This is a genomic window from uncultured Gemmiger sp. (assembly GCA_944388105.1).
In the GTDB taxonomy this organism is placed as follows: Bacteria; Bacillota; Clostridia; order Oscillospirales; family Ruminococcaceae; genus Gemmiger.
The window spans coordinates 1-16,134 of sequence record CALXHN010000046.1; the positions used below are offsets into that span (position 1 = coordinate 1).

15 protein-coding genes and 2 riboswitches are annotated in these 16,134 nt (G+C 55.5%); of the genes, 1 reads left to right on the forward strand and 14 read right to left on the reverse strand.

Going from position 1 to position 16,134, the window contains the following annotated elements; translation table 11 throughout:
* The 10 genes from Q0K17_RS06720 to Q0K17_RS06765 form a co-directional block, all read right to left on the reverse strand.
* A partial coding sequence (locus Q0K17_RS06720; protein WP_294541214.1) for a GNAT family N-acetyltransferase occupies window positions 1-698 on the reverse strand: 698 nt, incomplete at its 3' end.
* A 35-nt stretch (window positions 699-733) separates the two neighbouring features.
* Window positions 734-1,408 (reverse strand): thymidylate kinase, encoded by a 675-nt coding sequence (locus Q0K17_RS06725; protein ID WP_294541216.1) that lies wholly within the window; start codon window positions 1,406-1,408, stop codon window positions 734-736.
* Window positions 1,401-2,183, reverse strand: a complete 783-nt coding sequence (thyX, locus tag Q0K17_RS06730; RefSeq protein WP_294541218.1) for an FAD-dependent thymidylate synthase — start codon at window positions 2,181-2,183, stop codon at window positions 1,401-1,403. Before thyX ends, Q0K17_RS06725 begins: the two co-directional genes overlap by 8 nt.
* 16 nt (window positions 2,184-2,199) lie before the next feature.
* Complete coding sequence (locus Q0K17_RS06735) at window positions 2,200-4,803, reverse strand: ATP-dependent helicase (protein ID WP_294541220.1); 2,604 nt, start codon at window positions 4,801-4,803, stop codon at window positions 2,200-2,202.
* Window positions 4,804-4,875: 72 nt separating this feature from the next.
* Window positions 4,876-5,931: a rod shape-determining protein gene (locus tag Q0K17_RS06740; RefSeq protein WP_294541222.1), complete on the reverse strand. Its 1,056-nt coding sequence runs from the start codon at window positions 5,929-5,931 to the stop codon at window positions 4,876-4,878.
* Window positions 5,928-6,698 (reverse strand): phosphoribosyltransferase family protein, encoded by a 771-nt coding sequence (locus tag Q0K17_RS06745; protein WP_294541224.1) that lies wholly within the window; start codon window positions 6,696-6,698, stop codon window positions 5,928-5,930. The genes Q0K17_RS06740 and Q0K17_RS06745 overlap by 4 nt, the downstream gene beginning before the upstream one ends.
* Window positions 6,695-8,908, reverse strand: a complete 2,214-nt coding sequence (locus Q0K17_RS06750; RefSeq protein WP_294541226.1) for an ATP-dependent RecD-like DNA helicase — start codon at window positions 8,906-8,908, stop codon at window positions 6,695-6,697. The genes Q0K17_RS06745 and Q0K17_RS06750 overlap by 4 nt, the downstream gene beginning before the upstream one ends.
* Window positions 8,909-9,248: 340 nt before the next feature.
* Window positions 9,249-9,719 carry a GNAT family N-acetyltransferase gene (locus Q0K17_RS06755; protein ID WP_294541228.1) on the reverse strand — a complete coding sequence of 157 codons (471 nt, stop codon included), beginning with the start codon at window positions 9,717-9,719 and terminating at the stop codon, window positions 9,249-9,251.
* Between the two features lie 184 nt (window positions 9,720-9,903).
* Window positions 9,904-11,055 carry a methionine adenosyltransferase gene (gene metK / locus Q0K17_RS06760; RefSeq protein ID WP_294541230.1) on the reverse strand — a complete coding sequence of 384 codons (1,152 nt, stop codon included), beginning with the start codon at window positions 11,053-11,055 and terminating at the stop codon, window positions 9,904-9,906.
* 136 nt (window positions 11,056-11,191) lie between these two features.
* Window positions 11,192-11,288: riboswitch (SAM riboswitch) on the reverse strand.
* Window positions 11,289-11,379: 91 nt separating this feature from the next.
* Window positions 11,380-11,976, reverse strand: coding sequence for an ECF transporter S component (locus Q0K17_RS06765; protein WP_294541232.1), 597 nt, complete (start codon window positions 11,974-11,976; stop codon window positions 11,380-11,382).
* Between the two features lie 143 nt (window positions 11,977-12,119).
* Window positions 12,120-12,243: riboswitch (FMN riboswitch) on the reverse strand.
* A gap of 169 nt (window positions 12,244-12,412) precedes the next feature.
* On the opposite strand from Q0K17_RS06765, the gene Q0K17_RS06770 reads away from it, so the two are divergent.
* Window positions 12,413-13,507 carry a mechanosensitive ion channel family protein gene (locus Q0K17_RS06770; RefSeq protein ID WP_294541234.1) on the forward strand — a complete coding sequence of 365 codons (1,095 nt, stop codon included), beginning with the start codon at window positions 12,413-12,415 and terminating at the stop codon, window positions 13,505-13,507.
* A 52-nt stretch (window positions 13,508-13,559) separates the two neighbouring features.
* Here Q0K17_RS06770 and Q0K17_RS06775 read toward each other — a convergent pair whose 3' ends face one another.
* The 4 genes from Q0K17_RS06775 to Q0K17_RS06790 all read right to left on the reverse strand — a co-directional run.
* Window positions 13,560-14,024 (reverse strand): hypothetical protein, encoded by a 465-nt coding sequence (locus Q0K17_RS06775; RefSeq protein WP_294541236.1) that lies wholly within the window; start codon window positions 14,022-14,024, stop codon window positions 13,560-13,562.
* Between the two features lie 16 nt (window positions 14,025-14,040).
* Window positions 14,041-14,562 (reverse strand): hypothetical protein, encoded by a 522-nt coding sequence (locus Q0K17_RS06780; protein ID WP_294541238.1) that lies wholly within the window; start codon window positions 14,560-14,562, stop codon window positions 14,041-14,043.
* A 62-nt stretch (window positions 14,563-14,624) separates the two neighbouring features.
* On the reverse strand, window positions 14,625-15,959 hold the full coding sequence (locus Q0K17_RS06785; protein WP_294541239.1) for a hypothetical protein: 1,335 nt from the start codon (window positions 15,957-15,959) through the stop codon (window positions 14,625-14,627).
* Window positions 15,946-16,134: hypothetical protein (locus tag Q0K17_RS06790; RefSeq protein WP_294541241.1), on the reverse strand; the 189-nt coding region annotated here is incomplete at its 5' end. The genes Q0K17_RS06785 and Q0K17_RS06790, both read right to left, overlap by 14 nt.

The following is a 16,134-nucleotide window of genomic DNA, read 5'->3' on the forward strand; positions in this document are numbered from 1 at the left end:
TCCCGTGCTGCCTGCAGCAGGATATCGGCACAGTGGTCATTGTCCGCCTGCAGTTCCATCACTTGCAGCACATCCCCCTGCTGACAGAAAAGGCCATATCCCCGATGATTGGAAACAATGGTCATCCCTTTTTGGTACAGCCGGGTCACCATCTCTGCAACAGTCGTTTCCGGCAGGGTGATGCAGGCGGGTTGATACCGCATGCGGGCATCGATCAGGCGGCGCACCGTCATATTATCAAATTCCGCCACAGCGCGCAGATTGTGTTCGATGGGTTTTCGTACCACACGCAGCGGAAAGGCATTCTTGAAATCCAATTGTTTCAGGGCCTGCCCTGCATGAGGGGATTCCGGAACGGTGACGGCAAAGTCATATCCGCCCGCCGCGTAAGCCCGCAGGCATGTATCCAAAAGATGGCTCATCAGCCCCCGGCCACGCAGCTCTGGACGGGTCAGCATCCCGCAGAACCAGACCCCCCTTCGGTGTCCGCATTCCACCGGAACAGCTCCCAGCAGGGCCGCCGGAATGCCGGGTTCTCCATCCGTTCCGGCTCGTTCCAGGACCAGAACATTATCCAATCCGGCCATATTCCGGAGCCACGATCTGGCTTCCTGCATATCGGTGCCAAAGGATTGTGCGCGCAAATCTGCCAACGTATCCACATCCTGTGCAGTGGCTTTGCGTAAAACAGCGGCCATTCCATACGCCCCCTCTCCCGCCGGTTTTCAGGCCATTACAGCACGTCCGCCAGCTTGGAAAGCACTTCGGCGTGGATATCTTCCACACTGCGCATGGTCTTGACACCATTTTCTTCCTTGGTACAGACAATGCGCCGCCATCCCAGTTTCCGGGCACAGTATTCAGCCGCCGCACGTGACCGGGCCAGATACTCCGCATCCTTTTCCTGGATGTCCATCTTGTTTTTGTCTCCGTGGTAGCGCTCGGCAATCAGTTTCTGAGAAATATCCACGTCTACAGACAGGTATACCACCGCATCCGGCGCCGGAATGCCCATCTTTTTATATTCAAAATCGAACAGCCATTCCAGGAAACCATCCCAGTGCATGGGCGGCAGTTTGGAACACTGGTGCACAGCATTGCTCGTGGTATACCGGTCCGAAATGACCAGTCCGCCGCGGCGGTAGAAATCGCCCCAGTTGGTCTTGTAGCTGGCAAACCGGTCCACCGCATAGAAGGTGGAGGAAGCAAATGCATTGACATCATCCGGTTTTTGGCCAAACTTGCCGGACAGGTACATCTTTACCAGCGCAGAAGAATCGCTTTCATAATCCGGAAAAGTGATCTGCCGCAGTTCCTGCCCGCGGTCACGCAGAGTCTTGCACAGCAGGTCGGTCTGCGTGCCTTTGCCGGAACCATCCAGCCCTTCAAAGATGATCAGTTTACCCATGGTTGAGTACCTTCTCTTTCATTTCGGAGTATTTCTGCCGCACCTGCGCCTGTCGGCCGCAGCACATGCGGCCCTCGGGACAGGGACCGGTCAGACAGCGCGGCCCTGCTGCCGCAAAAATATGCGGTGCCAACGGCAGAACCAGCTCCAGCATCCTGTCTGCCACAGCACGGATTTCCCATTGTGCCCGTTCGCAGCAGCGCAGCTGGAAAAAGTTGATCAGGCTGCGGCAGTTCATGGTCATTACCATTTTTGTCTCGCAGGCATTGGGTAATACAAACCGGGCATCCTCATTTGCCTTTTTGGACGCCTTGGCACGGGCAGCCTTCTCATCCAGCCCCTCCGCCATAAAGGTTTTGGTGTGGGCGTCCTCCAGGGTTCTGACCAGTTCCAGATACCGGCGGGCATCCTCGTTCATGGAATCAATAAACTGCGCCTTCGCCTCCGGAATGGCTTCGATCTCCGGCGGAATAACATAGCGGAAATCTTCCAGGCGAACATACCGCTGACTCTGCACGCTGAAAGAAGCGATGCGATGGCGGGTGACCTGTGCCAGGAACGTGCGGCTGACCCCTTCGATGCCAAATGTGAAGGAGGCATGCTCAATGGGGCTGGCATGGCCCACATCATTCAGCCGCTGCAGAAAAGCGGCTGTTTTTTCCGGCGTCAGGCCGTCCAGCAATGTCTCAATATGAGCATCGGAATAGCAAAGTTTGGCCGCTGCGGCCACCGTTTTTTCCGGGTCGTTGGTATGTGCGATCAGGTTGACCAGCATGGTGCATCTCCCCCATTTATTCCTTGGATATTTTTGTGAGCGGCGCATAATTGGCCATCGTCTTTTTAACCCCCACACGGTCGAACTGAATCTCTACAATGCAGTCTCCCGCCACAGGGGTGACTTTGAGAACCTTGCCGCGGCCAAAAACCTTATGGTCCACAAAATCACCGGGTTCAAAGCCCACCGCCTTCTTTTTGGATGCAGAGGGCTGGTCCAGCAAGGTAGAAGAACCGGCTCCGGCAGGCGCCGCAGAACGGGAAGAACCGTATCCGGCTCCGAATCCGCTTGCGGGAACCGTATGATGACCGATCCCGCGGGGACTTTCATGGCCTCCGGTGGCTGCAAAACCACTGCGGAAACCGCCGCCGGAGGCATACCGGCTGCCAAAGCCGGCATTGTACTCGTTGTTCAGGTAGCCGCGGGATGTGCCGGAGTATCCGCTGCGGCCGCCGGGTACGTTGGCGGAATACGTGCCGTATCCGGCTCCGAATCCGCTCCCCATGGCGGCAAGCTCAGGACTCTGGGTTTCCTCCAGCAACTCGGGATCAATCTCATTCAGGAACTCCGACGGCGGATTGCGCCGGGTCTGTCCGAAGATCATCCGGCTGCGGGAAGAAGAAAGATACAGTTCCTTCTTTGCCCGCGTAATGCCCACATAGCAAAGACGCCGTTCTTCCTCCATGTCCTCCTCGTTATAACGGGCCAGGTCTCCGGGAAAAACACCATCCTCCATGCCGATGATAAAGACATACGGAAATTCCAAGCCCTTGGCACTGTGCAGGGTCATCAGCGTAACCGAGTCGGCATCTTCGTCATAGGAATCGATATCAGCAATCAGGGCTACTTCTTCCAGGAATCCGGACAGCGTTGCATCCTCCCCGTTCTGGTCTGCATAGGTCTTGACCGAGTTGACCAACTGACCCAGGTTTTCCAGACGGGTCTCCCCTTCTTCCTTCTGGGCTTTCAGCATGGCTTCATATCCGGTTTTACGGATCACCTCGCCTACAAACTCATCCAAAGGCAGAGTGACGGACAAATCGCACAAGGTACGGTACATATCATAGAACGCTCCCAGCGCGGAAGCGGCGCGGGCCAGTGCAGGATAGGTAGACGCCTCAGAGATGATCTGCAGCATGGGCACCCCGCGGGAGGCCGCCAGTTCGGCGATCTTATCCACTGTGGTGGCACCGATCTTGCGGGCCGGTTCGTTGATGATCCGGCGCAGCCGTACATCATCCCGGGGGTTGACCACAATAGCCAGATAAGAGTTGATATCCTTGACTTCCTTACGGTCAAAGAAGCGCTGGCCGCCCACAATGCGGTACGGAATACCAGACCGGGCAAAATAAGCTTCCACAGGGCTGGACTGGGCATTCATCCGATACAGCACCGCATGATCCCGCAAGCTGGCGCCGCTGCGCAGATTCTGTCCAATGATATCGGCAATGTGACTGGCTTCGTCCTGCTCGCTGGACGCCGTATAATGATGGATTTTGGCCCCGGTACCGTTTTCGGTCCAAAGGGTCTTGCCCTTACGGCCGTTGTTGTTCTTAATAACGCTGTTTGCCGCGTTCAGGATGTTGGAAGTGGAGCGATAATTCTGCTCAAGACGAATGGTCCTGGCCCCGGAAAACACCTTTTCAAAGTTCAGAATGTTTTCGATGGTAGCACCGCGGAATTTATAGATGGACTGATCGTCGTCGCCAACTACGCAGACATTGTTTGTTCCGCCCGCCAGTAGCCGGACGAGATGGAACTGCGCCACGCTGGTATCCTGGTATTCGTCCACCACGATATAGCGGAACTTGTTCTGATAGTATTCCCGCGCCTCCGCGTCCTTCTTCAGCATCTGCACGGTGTGGAAGATCAGGTCATCAAAATCCATGGCGCCTGCCGTCTTCAGACGTTCGGCGTAGGTGGTATAGATCTTGCTGACCAGCGCCGCCTTTGTATCCTTGGGCGGTTCGGAAGCCACATCCCTGGCTGAAAGCAGTTTGTCCTTGAACGCGCTGATCCGTGCGATTGCCTGCTTCGGGGGCAGGAACTTATCATCGATCATCAGTTCCTTGTAGATTTGTTTGACAACCCGCTGCTGGTCGTCGGAGTCATAAATGGTAAAGCTGGTGGGAAATCCGATGCGCTCGGCATCCCGGCGAAGAATCCGCACACAGGCAGAGTGGAACGTGGAGGCATGTACATCACTGCCCACGGTTTCTCCCAGCATAGCCTTCAGGCGGTCCTTCAGCTCTCCGGCCGCCTTGTTCGTGAAGGTGATGGCCAGCACATTCCAGGGACGGGCCGGTTCCACCGCCAAAAGTCGGGCCTGGTCGGCGGAAGGATTGCGGCCGCTTTCCATGGTATTGCGCAGATAATCCACATCTTCCTGGGTCACCGGCCGGCAGACCTCCCGGCTGCCGTGGGCTCTGCCGAACCGGATGATATTGGCAATGCGGTTGACCAGCACGGTGGTCTTTCCGGAACCGGCTCCTGCCAAAATCAGCAGTGGACCTTCAGTGGTAAACACCGCTTGGCGCTGAACCGGGTTCAGACGGGTAAAGCAGGATTCGATATACCGATCCCGCAACTGTAGATATTCATTCAAAATGGCGTCAGGCATAGGTGATTTCTTCCTTCGCTCCTGCAGTCTCTTAAAAGATAAAATTCCGATTTTCCAGTATACCACAAATTTTTATTCATGGAAAGGGTCGCGGGGACCCATGATCCGACTTTTCCAGATCTTGGGAGTCGCGTCCCGGAAACCGGCCGACAGGTATTTTCCCATGGACAGACTGGCGGCAGTACCACGTGCCACACAGTTGAGCGGATCAGGCGCAATGGCCACATCCACATGCAGTTCCCCGGCCAGATACCCGGCCAGTCCCCGCAGCATGGAACCACCGCCTGTCAGCAAAATGCCGGTCTTGCCCACGTCTGCTGCCAGTTCCGGCGGGGTATTTTGCAGTACATTATGGGCCGCCGCTGCAATGCGGGCAGCCAGTTCCCGTACCGGTGCATACAGATCGCGGGTGTAGATCAGACGGCGCGCCGGCAGATTTGTCTCCCAGGAATGGCCCCGCACTTCCATCACGCCTTCAAATTCGCTCTGGGAACAGCATGCCACCTGCTTTTTGAGTGCTTCGGCGGTCAAAGGCCCGATGGCGATGCTGAACTTTTCCTGCACATACTGCGCAATGCAATTGTCAAAAGCGTTGCCGGCCACCGGAAGACTGGCAGCCTGGACACGCCCGCCCATGCTGATGACCGCTATGTCAGTGGAGCCGCCGCCGATGTCAATGACCATACAGCCGCGGGGCGTGCGTATATCCAACCCCGCACCAAGGGCAGCCGCCACCGGTTCATCCACCAGATAGACCTGTTTGGCTCCCGCAGCCATCACCGATTCCACCACGGCATCAGCTTCAATACCGGTGATGGCCGCCGGCACGCAAACCGCTACCCGGGGTCGGATCAGGCGGGACGGGCATACCTGGTTGATAAACCGTACGATCAGTTCGTTGGTCATCCTGTGGTCCTGAATCACGCCATCCCGCAGTGGGCGCACAATGTCAATATAGCGGGGGGCGCGCCCTACCATGCGCAGAGCGTCCTCCCCCACCGCGATGACCGTATTGGAACGGGTATCCACCGCACCGACACTGGGCTGGCGGAAAATAACACCCTGCTGTTCGGTAGCAATAATGATGGTGCTTGTTCCTAAATCAATGCCAATATCGTATTGCTTCATTTGCTTTGTTTCTCCTGAGGCTGCTGTTGTTTGGGCACCCGTTTTTCAGGGGGCAACTCCTCTTTGGCGGCAACACTGACCGCAAATACCGAAACTGCGCCGCCCTGCAGCAGGGCCAGCGCACAAGCCGAGACCGTTGAACCGGTGGTGATAATATCATCCACCAGCAAAACACGAGCCCCCGAAAGGTCCGTGCCGGATCGGCAGGCATATGCATCTTTTGTGTTCTGCAATCTTCCGGCCAGATCCAGCCCCTTCTGGGGCTTCATTTCCCGTGTGGTGTGCAACGGGCAGGACAAGGGAATCCCCAAGATCCGGGAAAGTCGTCTGGCCAGCAGATACGGCATCCTTCCGCCTCCGCGTCTTCTCGGCGGGACCGGAACAATCACGGTGTACGGAAGAAGTCCGCCGGGAGCATGGTAAACCGGAGTTCCGGACATATATCCGGACGCTTCGGCCCCAAAAACCATCACTGCCATCATGTCCGCAAATTCCTGTGCATACCAGGGATGGCCGTGCTCTTTGCATCGCAGGATCGCATGGCGCACCCCATCGCTGTAATAAAAGGCACTGGCCGCACCTGAAACGGCATAAAACTCATGTTCCGTATCCGGCAGCCGGGGTGGCTCATGCGTCAGCCGCTTTATTTCCGAAAGACATTCCCGGCAGATACACCCCATAAAGGCATCCTTCGGCAGGACGCGGTCACAGAACGGGCATCGCCGCGGCCAAAGCAGCGCGGCAAGGCGTTCCGGAACCCCCTTCATGATTTATGGCCGACGGCGTCCGCCAGCAGATAGCGCAAACCGCTGTAACGAAGATTTTGGCGCACATTCTGAATCATGGTCTGTACAGTGCATCCTGTTCCGGTAATAATGCACAGCTTGCGCGCACGGGTCACACCCGTATACAAAAGATTGCGGTAACAAAGGCGGGACGGCACATCCGCCGCCGGGATGATCACTGCCGGGAATTCCGAGCCCTGGCTCTTATGGATCGTAACCGCATAAGCCGGTTCCAGTTCCGCCAGCTGATCCGCTCCGTATACATACTTGCGGTCATCCATCAGCACGGTGACGCTGCGGGCCGAGGGATCCACCTCGGTTACGATGCCAAGGTCCCCGTTATAAGCCCCCACGCCGGCCTCTGCCCCTGACCGCTCATAGGGAATGTCATAGTCGTTTTTGATCTGCATGACCTTATCCCCCAAACGCAGCACCCGACCGGTCTGTTCCCAGACAATCTGGGGCTTATCGGGTGAAGGGGGGTTGAGCACCGCCTGCAAGCGGTGATTCAATTCGGTGCTTCCGGTAGGTCCCTTCTTTGTAGGGCACAGTACCTGGATGTCCCGTACCGGGTCCAGCCCATAGGTGCGCGGCAGCCGGTTGGATACCAGATCACACACCAGGCGCTGGCATGCCAGACCATAGGATTCAATCATGAAGAAATCGTCATCACGGCCACCGGCGCGGGGCATTTCCCCATGAACGATGCGGTGAGCGTTCTGGATGATCAGACTTTTTTGTGCCTGACGAAAGATTTCTGTCAGTCGCACAGTCGGCAATATGCCTGCCCGCAGAATCTCACTGAGAATATTGCCGGGGCCAACGCTGGGCAGCTGATCAGCATCTCCCACCATAATAATGCGGCAATGGGGACGCGCTGCCGCCAGCAGCGCCTGAAACAGCTTGACATCCACCATACTCATCTCGTCCAGGATGATAACATCAAAAGGAAGAAGATTTTTTTCGTTGTGGATAAAGCGCACAGTCCCGGTGGAGTAATCCACTTCCAGCAGACGGTGGATCGTGGAGGCGCTATGCCCGGTCAGTTCGCTCAGTCGTTTGGCTGCCCGCCCGGTAGGAGCACAGAGGGCCACCCGGTCATACATTCCCTCGTACAGAGTGAGAATGGCATTGACCGTGGTCGTCTTGCCGGTACCGGGACCACCTGTCAAAACCATCACACGATTGGACAATGCCATGCGGATGGCTTCTTTCTGCAACGGTGCATAGGAAAAGCCCTGGGCCATTTCCAGTACCCGGATATCGTTATCCAAAGTAGGTGGTGCTTCCGTGGGAAAGGTCGAGATTTCCCCAAGGCGTACCGCAATATCTTCCTCCGCACGAAGCAGGTCCGGCAGATAAATGTATTCTGTCCCGTCATAGGTACGGGCACGCAGCTCATCCCCGGACAGCATTTCCCGCAAGTTTTTCTCCACCAAGTCAGGCTGCTGGCGCAGGAACTGAGCGGTAGCATCCACGAGTTTGGTACAAGGCAGGCAAGTGTGACCATTACCGGAGTTATGGCGCAGTGTATACAAAAGGCCAGCCGCAATACGCAGGCGACTGTCCGCCTCTACCTGCAGGGTGTTGGCAATCCCATCCACCTGAGCAAATTTCAGATTCAAGGGCTCACCACACAGCATATACGGGTTCTGGTTCAGCGCCTCCACCGTGTGCGGTCCAAAAGCCCGGTACGCCGATACCGCACATTGGGCCGAAAGGCCGAACCGGGCCATCCAGGCAATAACTTCCCGTACACCATACAGGCGGCGGAATTCATTGGAGATAGCCGTCGCCTTCTGGGGAGTAATGCCTTTGATTTCACACAGACGATCCGGTTCCTCTGCAATGACGGTCAGTGTTTCCGCCCCAAACTTTGCCACAATCTTTTTGGCTGTGGATGACCCGATATACGGCAGAACGCCGCTGGCCAGATAACTTTGGATGGCTGCCGTGTCCTGCGGCAGGGCGGCCTCGCACGTCTCCGCACGGAACTGTTCCCCATAGTTGGGGTGGTTGGTCATCTGCCCATACACCACCACCGACATACCATTGTCAATACTGCCCACATTGCCGGAAACGACCACATCGGTGCCACCGGTGTCCACTTCGAACACCGCGTACCCGGTTTCCGGATTTTCAAAAATCACATGTTCCACAATGCCTTCCAGCTTGAGCAGTTCTCCGGCCATGGCCGTTTCCTCCTTTCTTGGATTTGGGGACAGAATCACCCAATATACCTTTATATTATATCCAACTCCCCCTTTTTTGGCAATGGCATTGGCAGTCCTTTTCAGATAGTCTGCTCCGTTGTTTGGCGTTATATCGCTTTCATCTCCGACCCAGACCCGATCATCAAATCGCCTTCGGCGGCCGGCAATCGAAAACGGTCAGTTCCTGAAGCCGTGCGGAATGATACAAGCCTGCAGGAGCCCCCGCCGGGAGCCACTGTCCTCCCCTAGCCTCATTTTATAAAAGGAGTCCCCGCTGCTCTGTCAGAGGCAGCGGGGACTCCTTGCACCACAATAATAATTAAAGGATGATTTCCATACCGGTTTTCAGCGGCTTAAATCCGCAGGATTCATAAAAGCCCTGGGCCCTGTCGTTGCCGGCCCACACATTCAGCGTCACATTGTAGCAACCATGTTCCCGGGCGTAGGCCAGGACCGCCTCATACAGTGCACGACCAATATGCTGCCCACGGCAAGCTTCATCCACACACAGATCATCAATATACAGAGTTTTCACATCTGTCATGATATTGTTGTTCAGATATTGCTGGAAAATGCAGAAGGCATAACCAAGCAGATAGCCGTTGTCATCCACTGCCACCAGGATGGGGCGCTCATCATCCGCGATGATGGCGGCCAGCTCTTCATCCGTATATTTGCGCCCGCCGTTCTTGAACAGGTCGGGGCGGATGCCGTGATGGACCAGTTCTACCTGCAGAAGCAGGTCATTGATGCGGTCCATATCGCGGGTTTCAGCTCTGCGGATCTTCATGTTTCATGCGCTTCCCTTCTAAATATTTTGCTTGACAAAAAGACTATATATGTAAAATTATACATCCGTTTTCTCATTTTGCAAGTTTTTACCTTTTCATCAAAAAAGCAGGCTCTGCTTTCCCGTAATGCCGATCGGGCATTGTCCGGGCACAGAGCCTGCTCTATGAATGATCCGATAAAAATTACAGGGAGGCGACTGCGGCTTTCAGTTCTTCCACGCGGTCGGTGTTCTCCCACTTGACACCCAGGTCCTCCCGGCCCATATGACCATAGGCCGCCAGTTTGCGGTAAATGGGTTTGCGCAGATCCAGATCGCGGATGATTGCTGCGGGGCGCAGATCAAAGACCTTTTCCACCGCTGCTTCCAGCTTTTCGTCTGCCACCACACCGGTACCGAAGGTATCCACAAAGATGGAAACCGGCTCGGCCACGCCGATGGCATAGGCCAGCTGGACTTCGCACTTGTCGGCCAGACCGGAGGCCACCAGGTTCTTAGCCACCCAGCGGGCTGCATAGGCCGCGGAGCGGTCCACCTTGGAGGGATCCTTGCCGCTGAAAGCGCCGCCGCCATGGCGGGCATAGCCACCATAGGTATCCACGATGATCTTGCGGCCGGTCAGGCCGCTGTCACCCTGAGGACCACCCACCACAAAACGGCCGGTGGGATTGATGAAGTACTTGGTGTTTTCATCCAGCAGATCGGCAGGAATGGTATCCCTGATGACATGCTCCATCACGTCGGCATGGAGCTGCTCCTGACTGACTTCCGGGCTGTGCTGGCTGGAGATGACCACGGTATCCACACGGGCAGGCTTGCCGTCCACATACTCGATGGTGACCTGGCTCTTGCCGTCCGGGCGCAGATATCCCATGGTGCCATCCTTGCGCACCTCGGTCAGACGCTTGGCCAGCTTGTGAGCCAGAGAAATGGGCAGGGGCATCAGTTCGGGGGTCTCATTGCAGGCATAGCCGAACATCATACCCTGGTCACCGGCACCGGCCACCTCATCGTTGGTGCCCAATGCGATGTCCGGGCTCTGGCCGTCGATGCTGGTCATCACACCGCAGGTATCACAGTCAAAGCCATACTTGGCACGGTCATAGCCGATATCCTTGATGACGCCGCGGGCAATACCGGGCAGATCCACATAGCAGGTGGTGGTAATTTCACCCATGATGTGGACCAGACCGGTGGTGCAGGTGGTTTCGCAAGCCACGCGGGCGCCGGGGTCCTGTGCCAGGATAGCGTCCAGGATGGCATCGGAAATCTGGTCACAGATCTTGTCGGGATGCCCCTCGGTAACGGATTCGGACGTGAACAGGAATTTGGACATAGTAAGCTGCCTCCTATTGTAGGAAAATATTGCGGGTCAGAAAGGCAACTTGACGAAAACCATGCAACGCATTCCGTCACGGCGGCAAACACAACAAAAAGCGCGTTTCCCACACACGGCGGGAAACGCGCGCAAACGCTTATCTTCCGGTTTCCCGCAGGACTTGGCACCTTACGCATGCGCAGGTTGCCGGGCTTCACAGGGCCTGTTCCCTCAGCCACTCTTGATAAGTCACCTTATTCTGATGTCGAGGAGTATAATAACACAACACCTGGTAGTTGTCAACGATTTTGCGACAACTTTTTCAGGAATTACGTCAAAGAATCAGCGGCGGCCATGCAGGATCGGAGACAGCGGCTTGTAAATCAGGAAGCAGAGCACCGAATCGAGAAGGCCTTTTACAAAAGTAAAAGGCAGGTTGAACATGACCAGGCAAAACAGCAAGCTGGTGGCATTGGGATTCAGTTCCTGATAGGCCCCCAGAATCAGGTCCATGCCGCCGAACATCTGGGCATACACAGGATAGGTGATGAAGTAGTTGACCGGCACGCTGATCAGCGCCATGACAACAGCACCCACCAGTGCACCAATAGCCGCCATCTTGCGGCTCTTGTGGTACTTGTAAATCAGTCCGGCCGTAACGGTAAAGGCAGCACCCAACAAAAAGTTGCACACCTCGCCGATTCCGCCGGTGGAGCCATGGAAAATCGCCGCCAGAATGTTTTTGACCAGGCAGACTGCCGCACCATACACGGGGCCCAGGCTGAAGGATGCCAGCAATGCCGGCAGTTCCGAAATATCCATCTTGACAAAGAAAGGGATGAACATGGGCAGGCTGAAATCCACCATCATCAGCACAAAGCCGATGGCTGAAAGCATGGCAGTCACAGTGAGTTCACGAATATGCGTTTTGGTTTTCATAAAAATACCTCCCGGCCTTGCGGCCCTAGCAAAATAGTGAAAGCCGGTTGCCACAGCTGTCGGGAGGCTTGTTTTCCTGCCAAGCAAAAGTGCCCTGCCGCAAGGATGCAGCAGGGCACGGAATGCAAGTCAAATAAAGCGAGCTTCCGTTTCTTCCATCCGGACTATACCGTCGGCCTCGGAATTTCACCGAATCAGCGGCTGCCTTGGCAGCCGGTCGCGGGCTTTACCGCCGGTGGGGAATTTCACCCCGCCCTGAAACAGACTTTCTGTGCAACAGTATAGCACAGTTTACAGAGAATGCAAGCAGTTTTTTGTGCTGTCTGTTCCGGCCTTGACACATGCTGTATTTCACGGTATCCTTACCACATACGCAATTGATCGTACACAGGTGCAAATCACCTGTTTTTCTGTCTGTACAGGAGTAACATGCAAAATGGCAATTCGGGAATTCTGGACCCTCTTCATGGGTTTTATCAATACCCATAACGATATTCTCCGTATTCTGCTGACCGCAATTCTGGCCCTGGCTGCCGTATTTGGTACACGTTTGTATCGCAGTCTGATCCAGAGTCTGCGGAAAAAGCTGCTGCGTTTCATGCCGGAATGGCTGCGGATCCTGTACGATGGATTTTACGGCTCACTGGTCTTACTGCTGCGCACCTTTCTGATTTACCTGGCGGTGCTCGCCTTTCCCCTGCCGCTGACGCCCCGGCAAACGGAGCTGTTGGCCGGACCGGTGTTCGGTTCCATCTCCATTGCACTGCTTGGGCTGGGATTCTGGCGCAGTGAAGCTTTGTGCGGTCTCCTGCTGCGCAGCGCCCAGAATCGCCTGGATCTGGAAAGCAACAAGACTATGACCCACTTCTTTGAAAAGATTTATCGGGCCATGGTCGTTGTGATCACCATTCTGGCTATGCTGGAACTGTTCGGCGTACCGGTAGCCGGTCTGATGGCCGGTGCCGGCGTAGCCGGTCTGGCGGTGTCTCTGGCAGCACAATCCACCCTCTCCAATCTGATTGCCGGAATCACCCTGGTCATGGAACGTCCCTTTGGCATCGGAGACTATATTGTCCTGGGGAGCTTTGAAGGCACCGTCGAGGAAATCTCTTTCCGCTCTACCAAGCTGCGCACCCCGGACAATTGCCAGATCACGGTAGAAAACTCCAAGGTCAGCGCCGAATACATCCAGAACGTGACCGACCGCAACAGTCGTCTGTGGAATTTCGTCATCGGAGTCACCTACGACACATCCCGTGAAAAAATCGAGGCCTTGTGTGCCGCCCTGACCGAACTGTGCAAAGCCGATCCTGACGCACAGCCGGATACCGTGCAGGTGTGTCTGACAAACTTCGGTGCTTCCAGCATTGATATTGATGTGCGCATGTACGTAACGGCGCTGGGCCTGGCAGATTTCCGCGCTATGAAAAACCGCGTGAACCTGAAAATTATGGATCTGATGGAAAAGGAAGGATGTTCCTTCGCCTTTCCGTCCACCAGCGTGTACCTGGAAAAAACGCCGGAAAAGTAACCGGACAGCCAAGAAGCCCGACCAAAAGAGGTCGGGCTTCTTTATTATATGATTATATGTCACGTCTGGCATCCAGCAGAAAGCGGTCCGTTCCCTGGTCGGTGGTAACCGTGATAATGAAGCTGTACGCTGTGTCAAAACGATACTGAAGTGAATCTTCTCCTGCGTCCTGCGGACAATAGTCTACCTTTTCAATGGGCTCCGAAGTGCTGTATCCCTGATAACCGCCCTCATTGGGCAGGACAAACGCAACTTCCACGTTCTCCGCCGTCACATGATACCATGTCAGCGTAGGCACGTCCGTCACACGGAGAAGGCAAAGTTCCTGCCCCGGCGACCCATCTTCCGGGTACCAAATATCGGTAGACTCGCTGACTTCACAGCCGGACAACTCCACGGACACTCCCGTATTGGGCAGTATCGTCTGCCAGGTCGTTTCCGGCTGCTGCTTTTTGCAGCCACACAGAAGCACCATCACAGCCAGGACGGCGATCATCAGACGTCCCCGGTGTTTCATGGGCAAACATCCTTTCTTACTCATAAGGGTCATAAGGTCCCAGCGGTATTTCCCTGCCCAAATCCAGGACACGAGGGCACAGCCCCGTGGCAGCCTGTACAAATCCCATCAGCATCCCCAGATGAAGGTGCAGATGCCGGTACTGTGCCAGGATCAACGTCATGCGGGTCCATTCGCAGCCTTCCGGACGCTGCAGAAGATCCTCATCATGCAGGGCCGGCAGATACAGCGAAAGTTTTGCCTTGATGGTATGGAAATAATCGTTGATCTGGCGGCGGTTCAGATGGGTGGCCGGATAGATGGCCAGATCCTGCAGCAGCGGTGTATGGATCGGCGGCTCCACAAAATCCCGGTCCCGGGGATTGATGAACCATTGGTCCAGCCCATGCAGCATGTGATAAATGTGCTGCCACATCGGAGCACCGCCATAGGGTTTATCCCACAGATCATCGGGGATACAGTCAATGACGTTCTGTGTCTCCCACAGAGCACGCACCGTCATTTCTGTCAGAATGGCATGATAAGATGATTCCCGCATGAACTGTGCCCCTTTCCCGATCAGGTCGGTCTTTTGGCTAGTATCCGCAGAAACTGGGTCTGTCATTCATCCGCCACGAGCAAGGTCGGCAAGGTCTTTTCGCTGTACTGGGAGGAGATAATCGGGGTGAGCGACACGCGGGAATATACGCCTTGCGCCACACCGTCATAGGTATAGATGCCGGTCAGGTTATAGTACCGATTCAGGCCGAATTCTTCCCCCTTCAGACCATAGTTTTCGGTCACATAAGGGGTATGGAATTCCTGCAGCAGATATCCGGTATAAGGCACGCTGCGAACCACTTCGGCCCAGCGGTCGGCATCGTATTCAACCCCGGCATAGACCCCACGGGAACCGTACGAATCCGTCGGTTTCAGGATCCAGCGGTCCTTATCTTCCAGCACCATGGGCAGGTGCTCCGCTGCGAACTCTGCGGTATAAGGCACATGCGCCTGCACGTAGTCCCGCTGCTCGTCTGTGAGCATCTGCATGGTGCGCGGCAGATGCAGCACCCGGAACAGCTCCTTGTTGTGCACAATCTGGGTATGAAAATCCCCTACCAGCAAAACAGCATTATCTTTGGCAGCCTGCAGCAGAGCACCGCTCTCCTCGTAATGATTCAGCACATCACTGGTGACGGCCCGACGGTAAATCATATCGATTTTTGCTCCGGCAGGGCCGGTCAGGGCATGCCCGTCATACTGCAGCGCCCGCACGTCACAGACCTCCGCCGGGATTCCCGCCTTTTCAAAATGCTGCCGGAAGACCTCAAACTCATTGACCGTTCCGCATTCCATATAGTCCACGATGGCCACCCGCGGGGTTCCATGGCCGCCGGCGCGCTGCCAGATGCGTTCCATGGTCGCGACCCAGCTGTCAAACAATTCGCAGCGGCGTGTTTTGTGGGCTGCCGTGAATTCCCGATACACGGACGAAAGCTGCTGGGCATTGTGCAGTTCCCGGTCTTCGTTCATGGCACTGGCGCCGTCCGTGTTGAACTCACAGAACGTATACGCGCCCGTTTCTTCATTATAAAAGAAGTCGATGCGCGCCATGGGGAGCAGCGAGGGAGCCCTGTTGGCCCGCAGAATCAGTTCTTCGATGCGGGGATCAAATCCGAAAAGAGCTCGATAAGAAGCGTCGGATTCGTACTCCGTCATAACCCGGTCAAAGATGGAATACAACACTTGCATATCCGCCTTGATCTGGGAAAATTGACTTTCGGTCAGAAGTTTGGGCTTGAAACAGGTACGGACATACTCTCCATGGTGAATTGCCGTAGAATGTTTCATATAATCTACAATGGCATCAAAATCCTGGCGCAGTTCCTGCGGATTCCGACGGGCCATCTCCAGATATTCGGCATCCAATGTCAGGGCATTCTTAAAATGATTCATTTTCAGTCACCGTTTCGCGGATGGTTTTCTTCTGTGCAGCCAGAGCCGCCAGCGGCTCCAGGTTGCGGCGCCCTTCAGGGGTCGTAACACGGCTCTTGGCTTGTGCCATCAGCCACGCGACTTCATCGGCCACCGGGCGTCCATAAACCTGCGCCTTGTAACCGTTGCAGCAAAT

Bases quoted from the DNA above. Each gene is read 5' to 3' on its own strand.
- Q0K17_RS06770 (WP_294541234.1), top strand. From the start codon at position 12,413: ATGGCAATTCGGGAATTCTGGACCCTCTTCATGGGTTTTATCAATACC.
- Q0K17_RS06755 (WP_294541228.1), bottom strand. From the start codon at position 9,719: ATGAAGATCCGCAGAGCTGAAACCCGCGATATGGACCGCATCAATGAC.
- thyX (WP_294541218.1), bottom strand. From the start codon at position 2,183: ATGCTGGTCAACCTGATCGCACATACCAACGACCCGGAAAAAACGGTG.
- Q0K17_RS06785 (WP_294541239.1), bottom strand. From the start codon at position 15,959: ATGAATCATTTTAAGAATGCCCTGACATTGGATGCCGAATATCTGGAG.
- Q0K17_RS06740 (WP_294541222.1), bottom strand. From the start codon at position 5,931: ATGAAGCAATACGATATTGGCATTGATTTAGGAACAAGCACCATCATT.
- Q0K17_RS06745 (WP_294541224.1), bottom strand. From the start codon at position 6,698: ATGAAGGGGGTTCCGGAACGCCTTGCCGCGCTGCTTTGGCCGCGGCGA.
- Q0K17_RS06750 (WP_294541226.1), bottom strand. From the start codon at position 8,908: ATGGCCGGAGAACTGCTCAAGCTGGAAGGCATTGTGGAACATGTGATT.
- Q0K17_RS06725 (WP_294541216.1), bottom strand. From the start codon at position 1,408: ATGGGTAAACTGATCATCTTTGAAGGGCTGGATGGTTCCGGCAAAGGC.
- Q0K17_RS06765 (WP_294541232.1), bottom strand. From the start codon at position 11,976: ATGAAAACCAAAACGCATATTCGTGAACTCACTGTGACTGCCATGCTT.
- Q0K17_RS06775 (WP_294541236.1), bottom strand. From the start codon at position 14,024: ATGAAACACCGGGGACGTCTGATGATCGCCGTCCTGGCTGTGATGGTG.
- metK (WP_294541230.1), bottom strand. From the start codon at position 11,055: ATGTCCAAATTCCTGTTCACGTCCGAATCCGTTACCGAGGGGCATCCC.
- Q0K17_RS06735 (WP_294541220.1), bottom strand. From the start codon at position 4,803: ATGCCTGACGCCATTTTGAATGAATATCTACAGTTGCGGGATCGGTAT.
- Q0K17_RS06780 (WP_294541238.1), bottom strand. From the start codon at position 14,562: ATGCGGGAATCATCTTATCATGCCATTCTGACAGAAATGACGGTGCGT.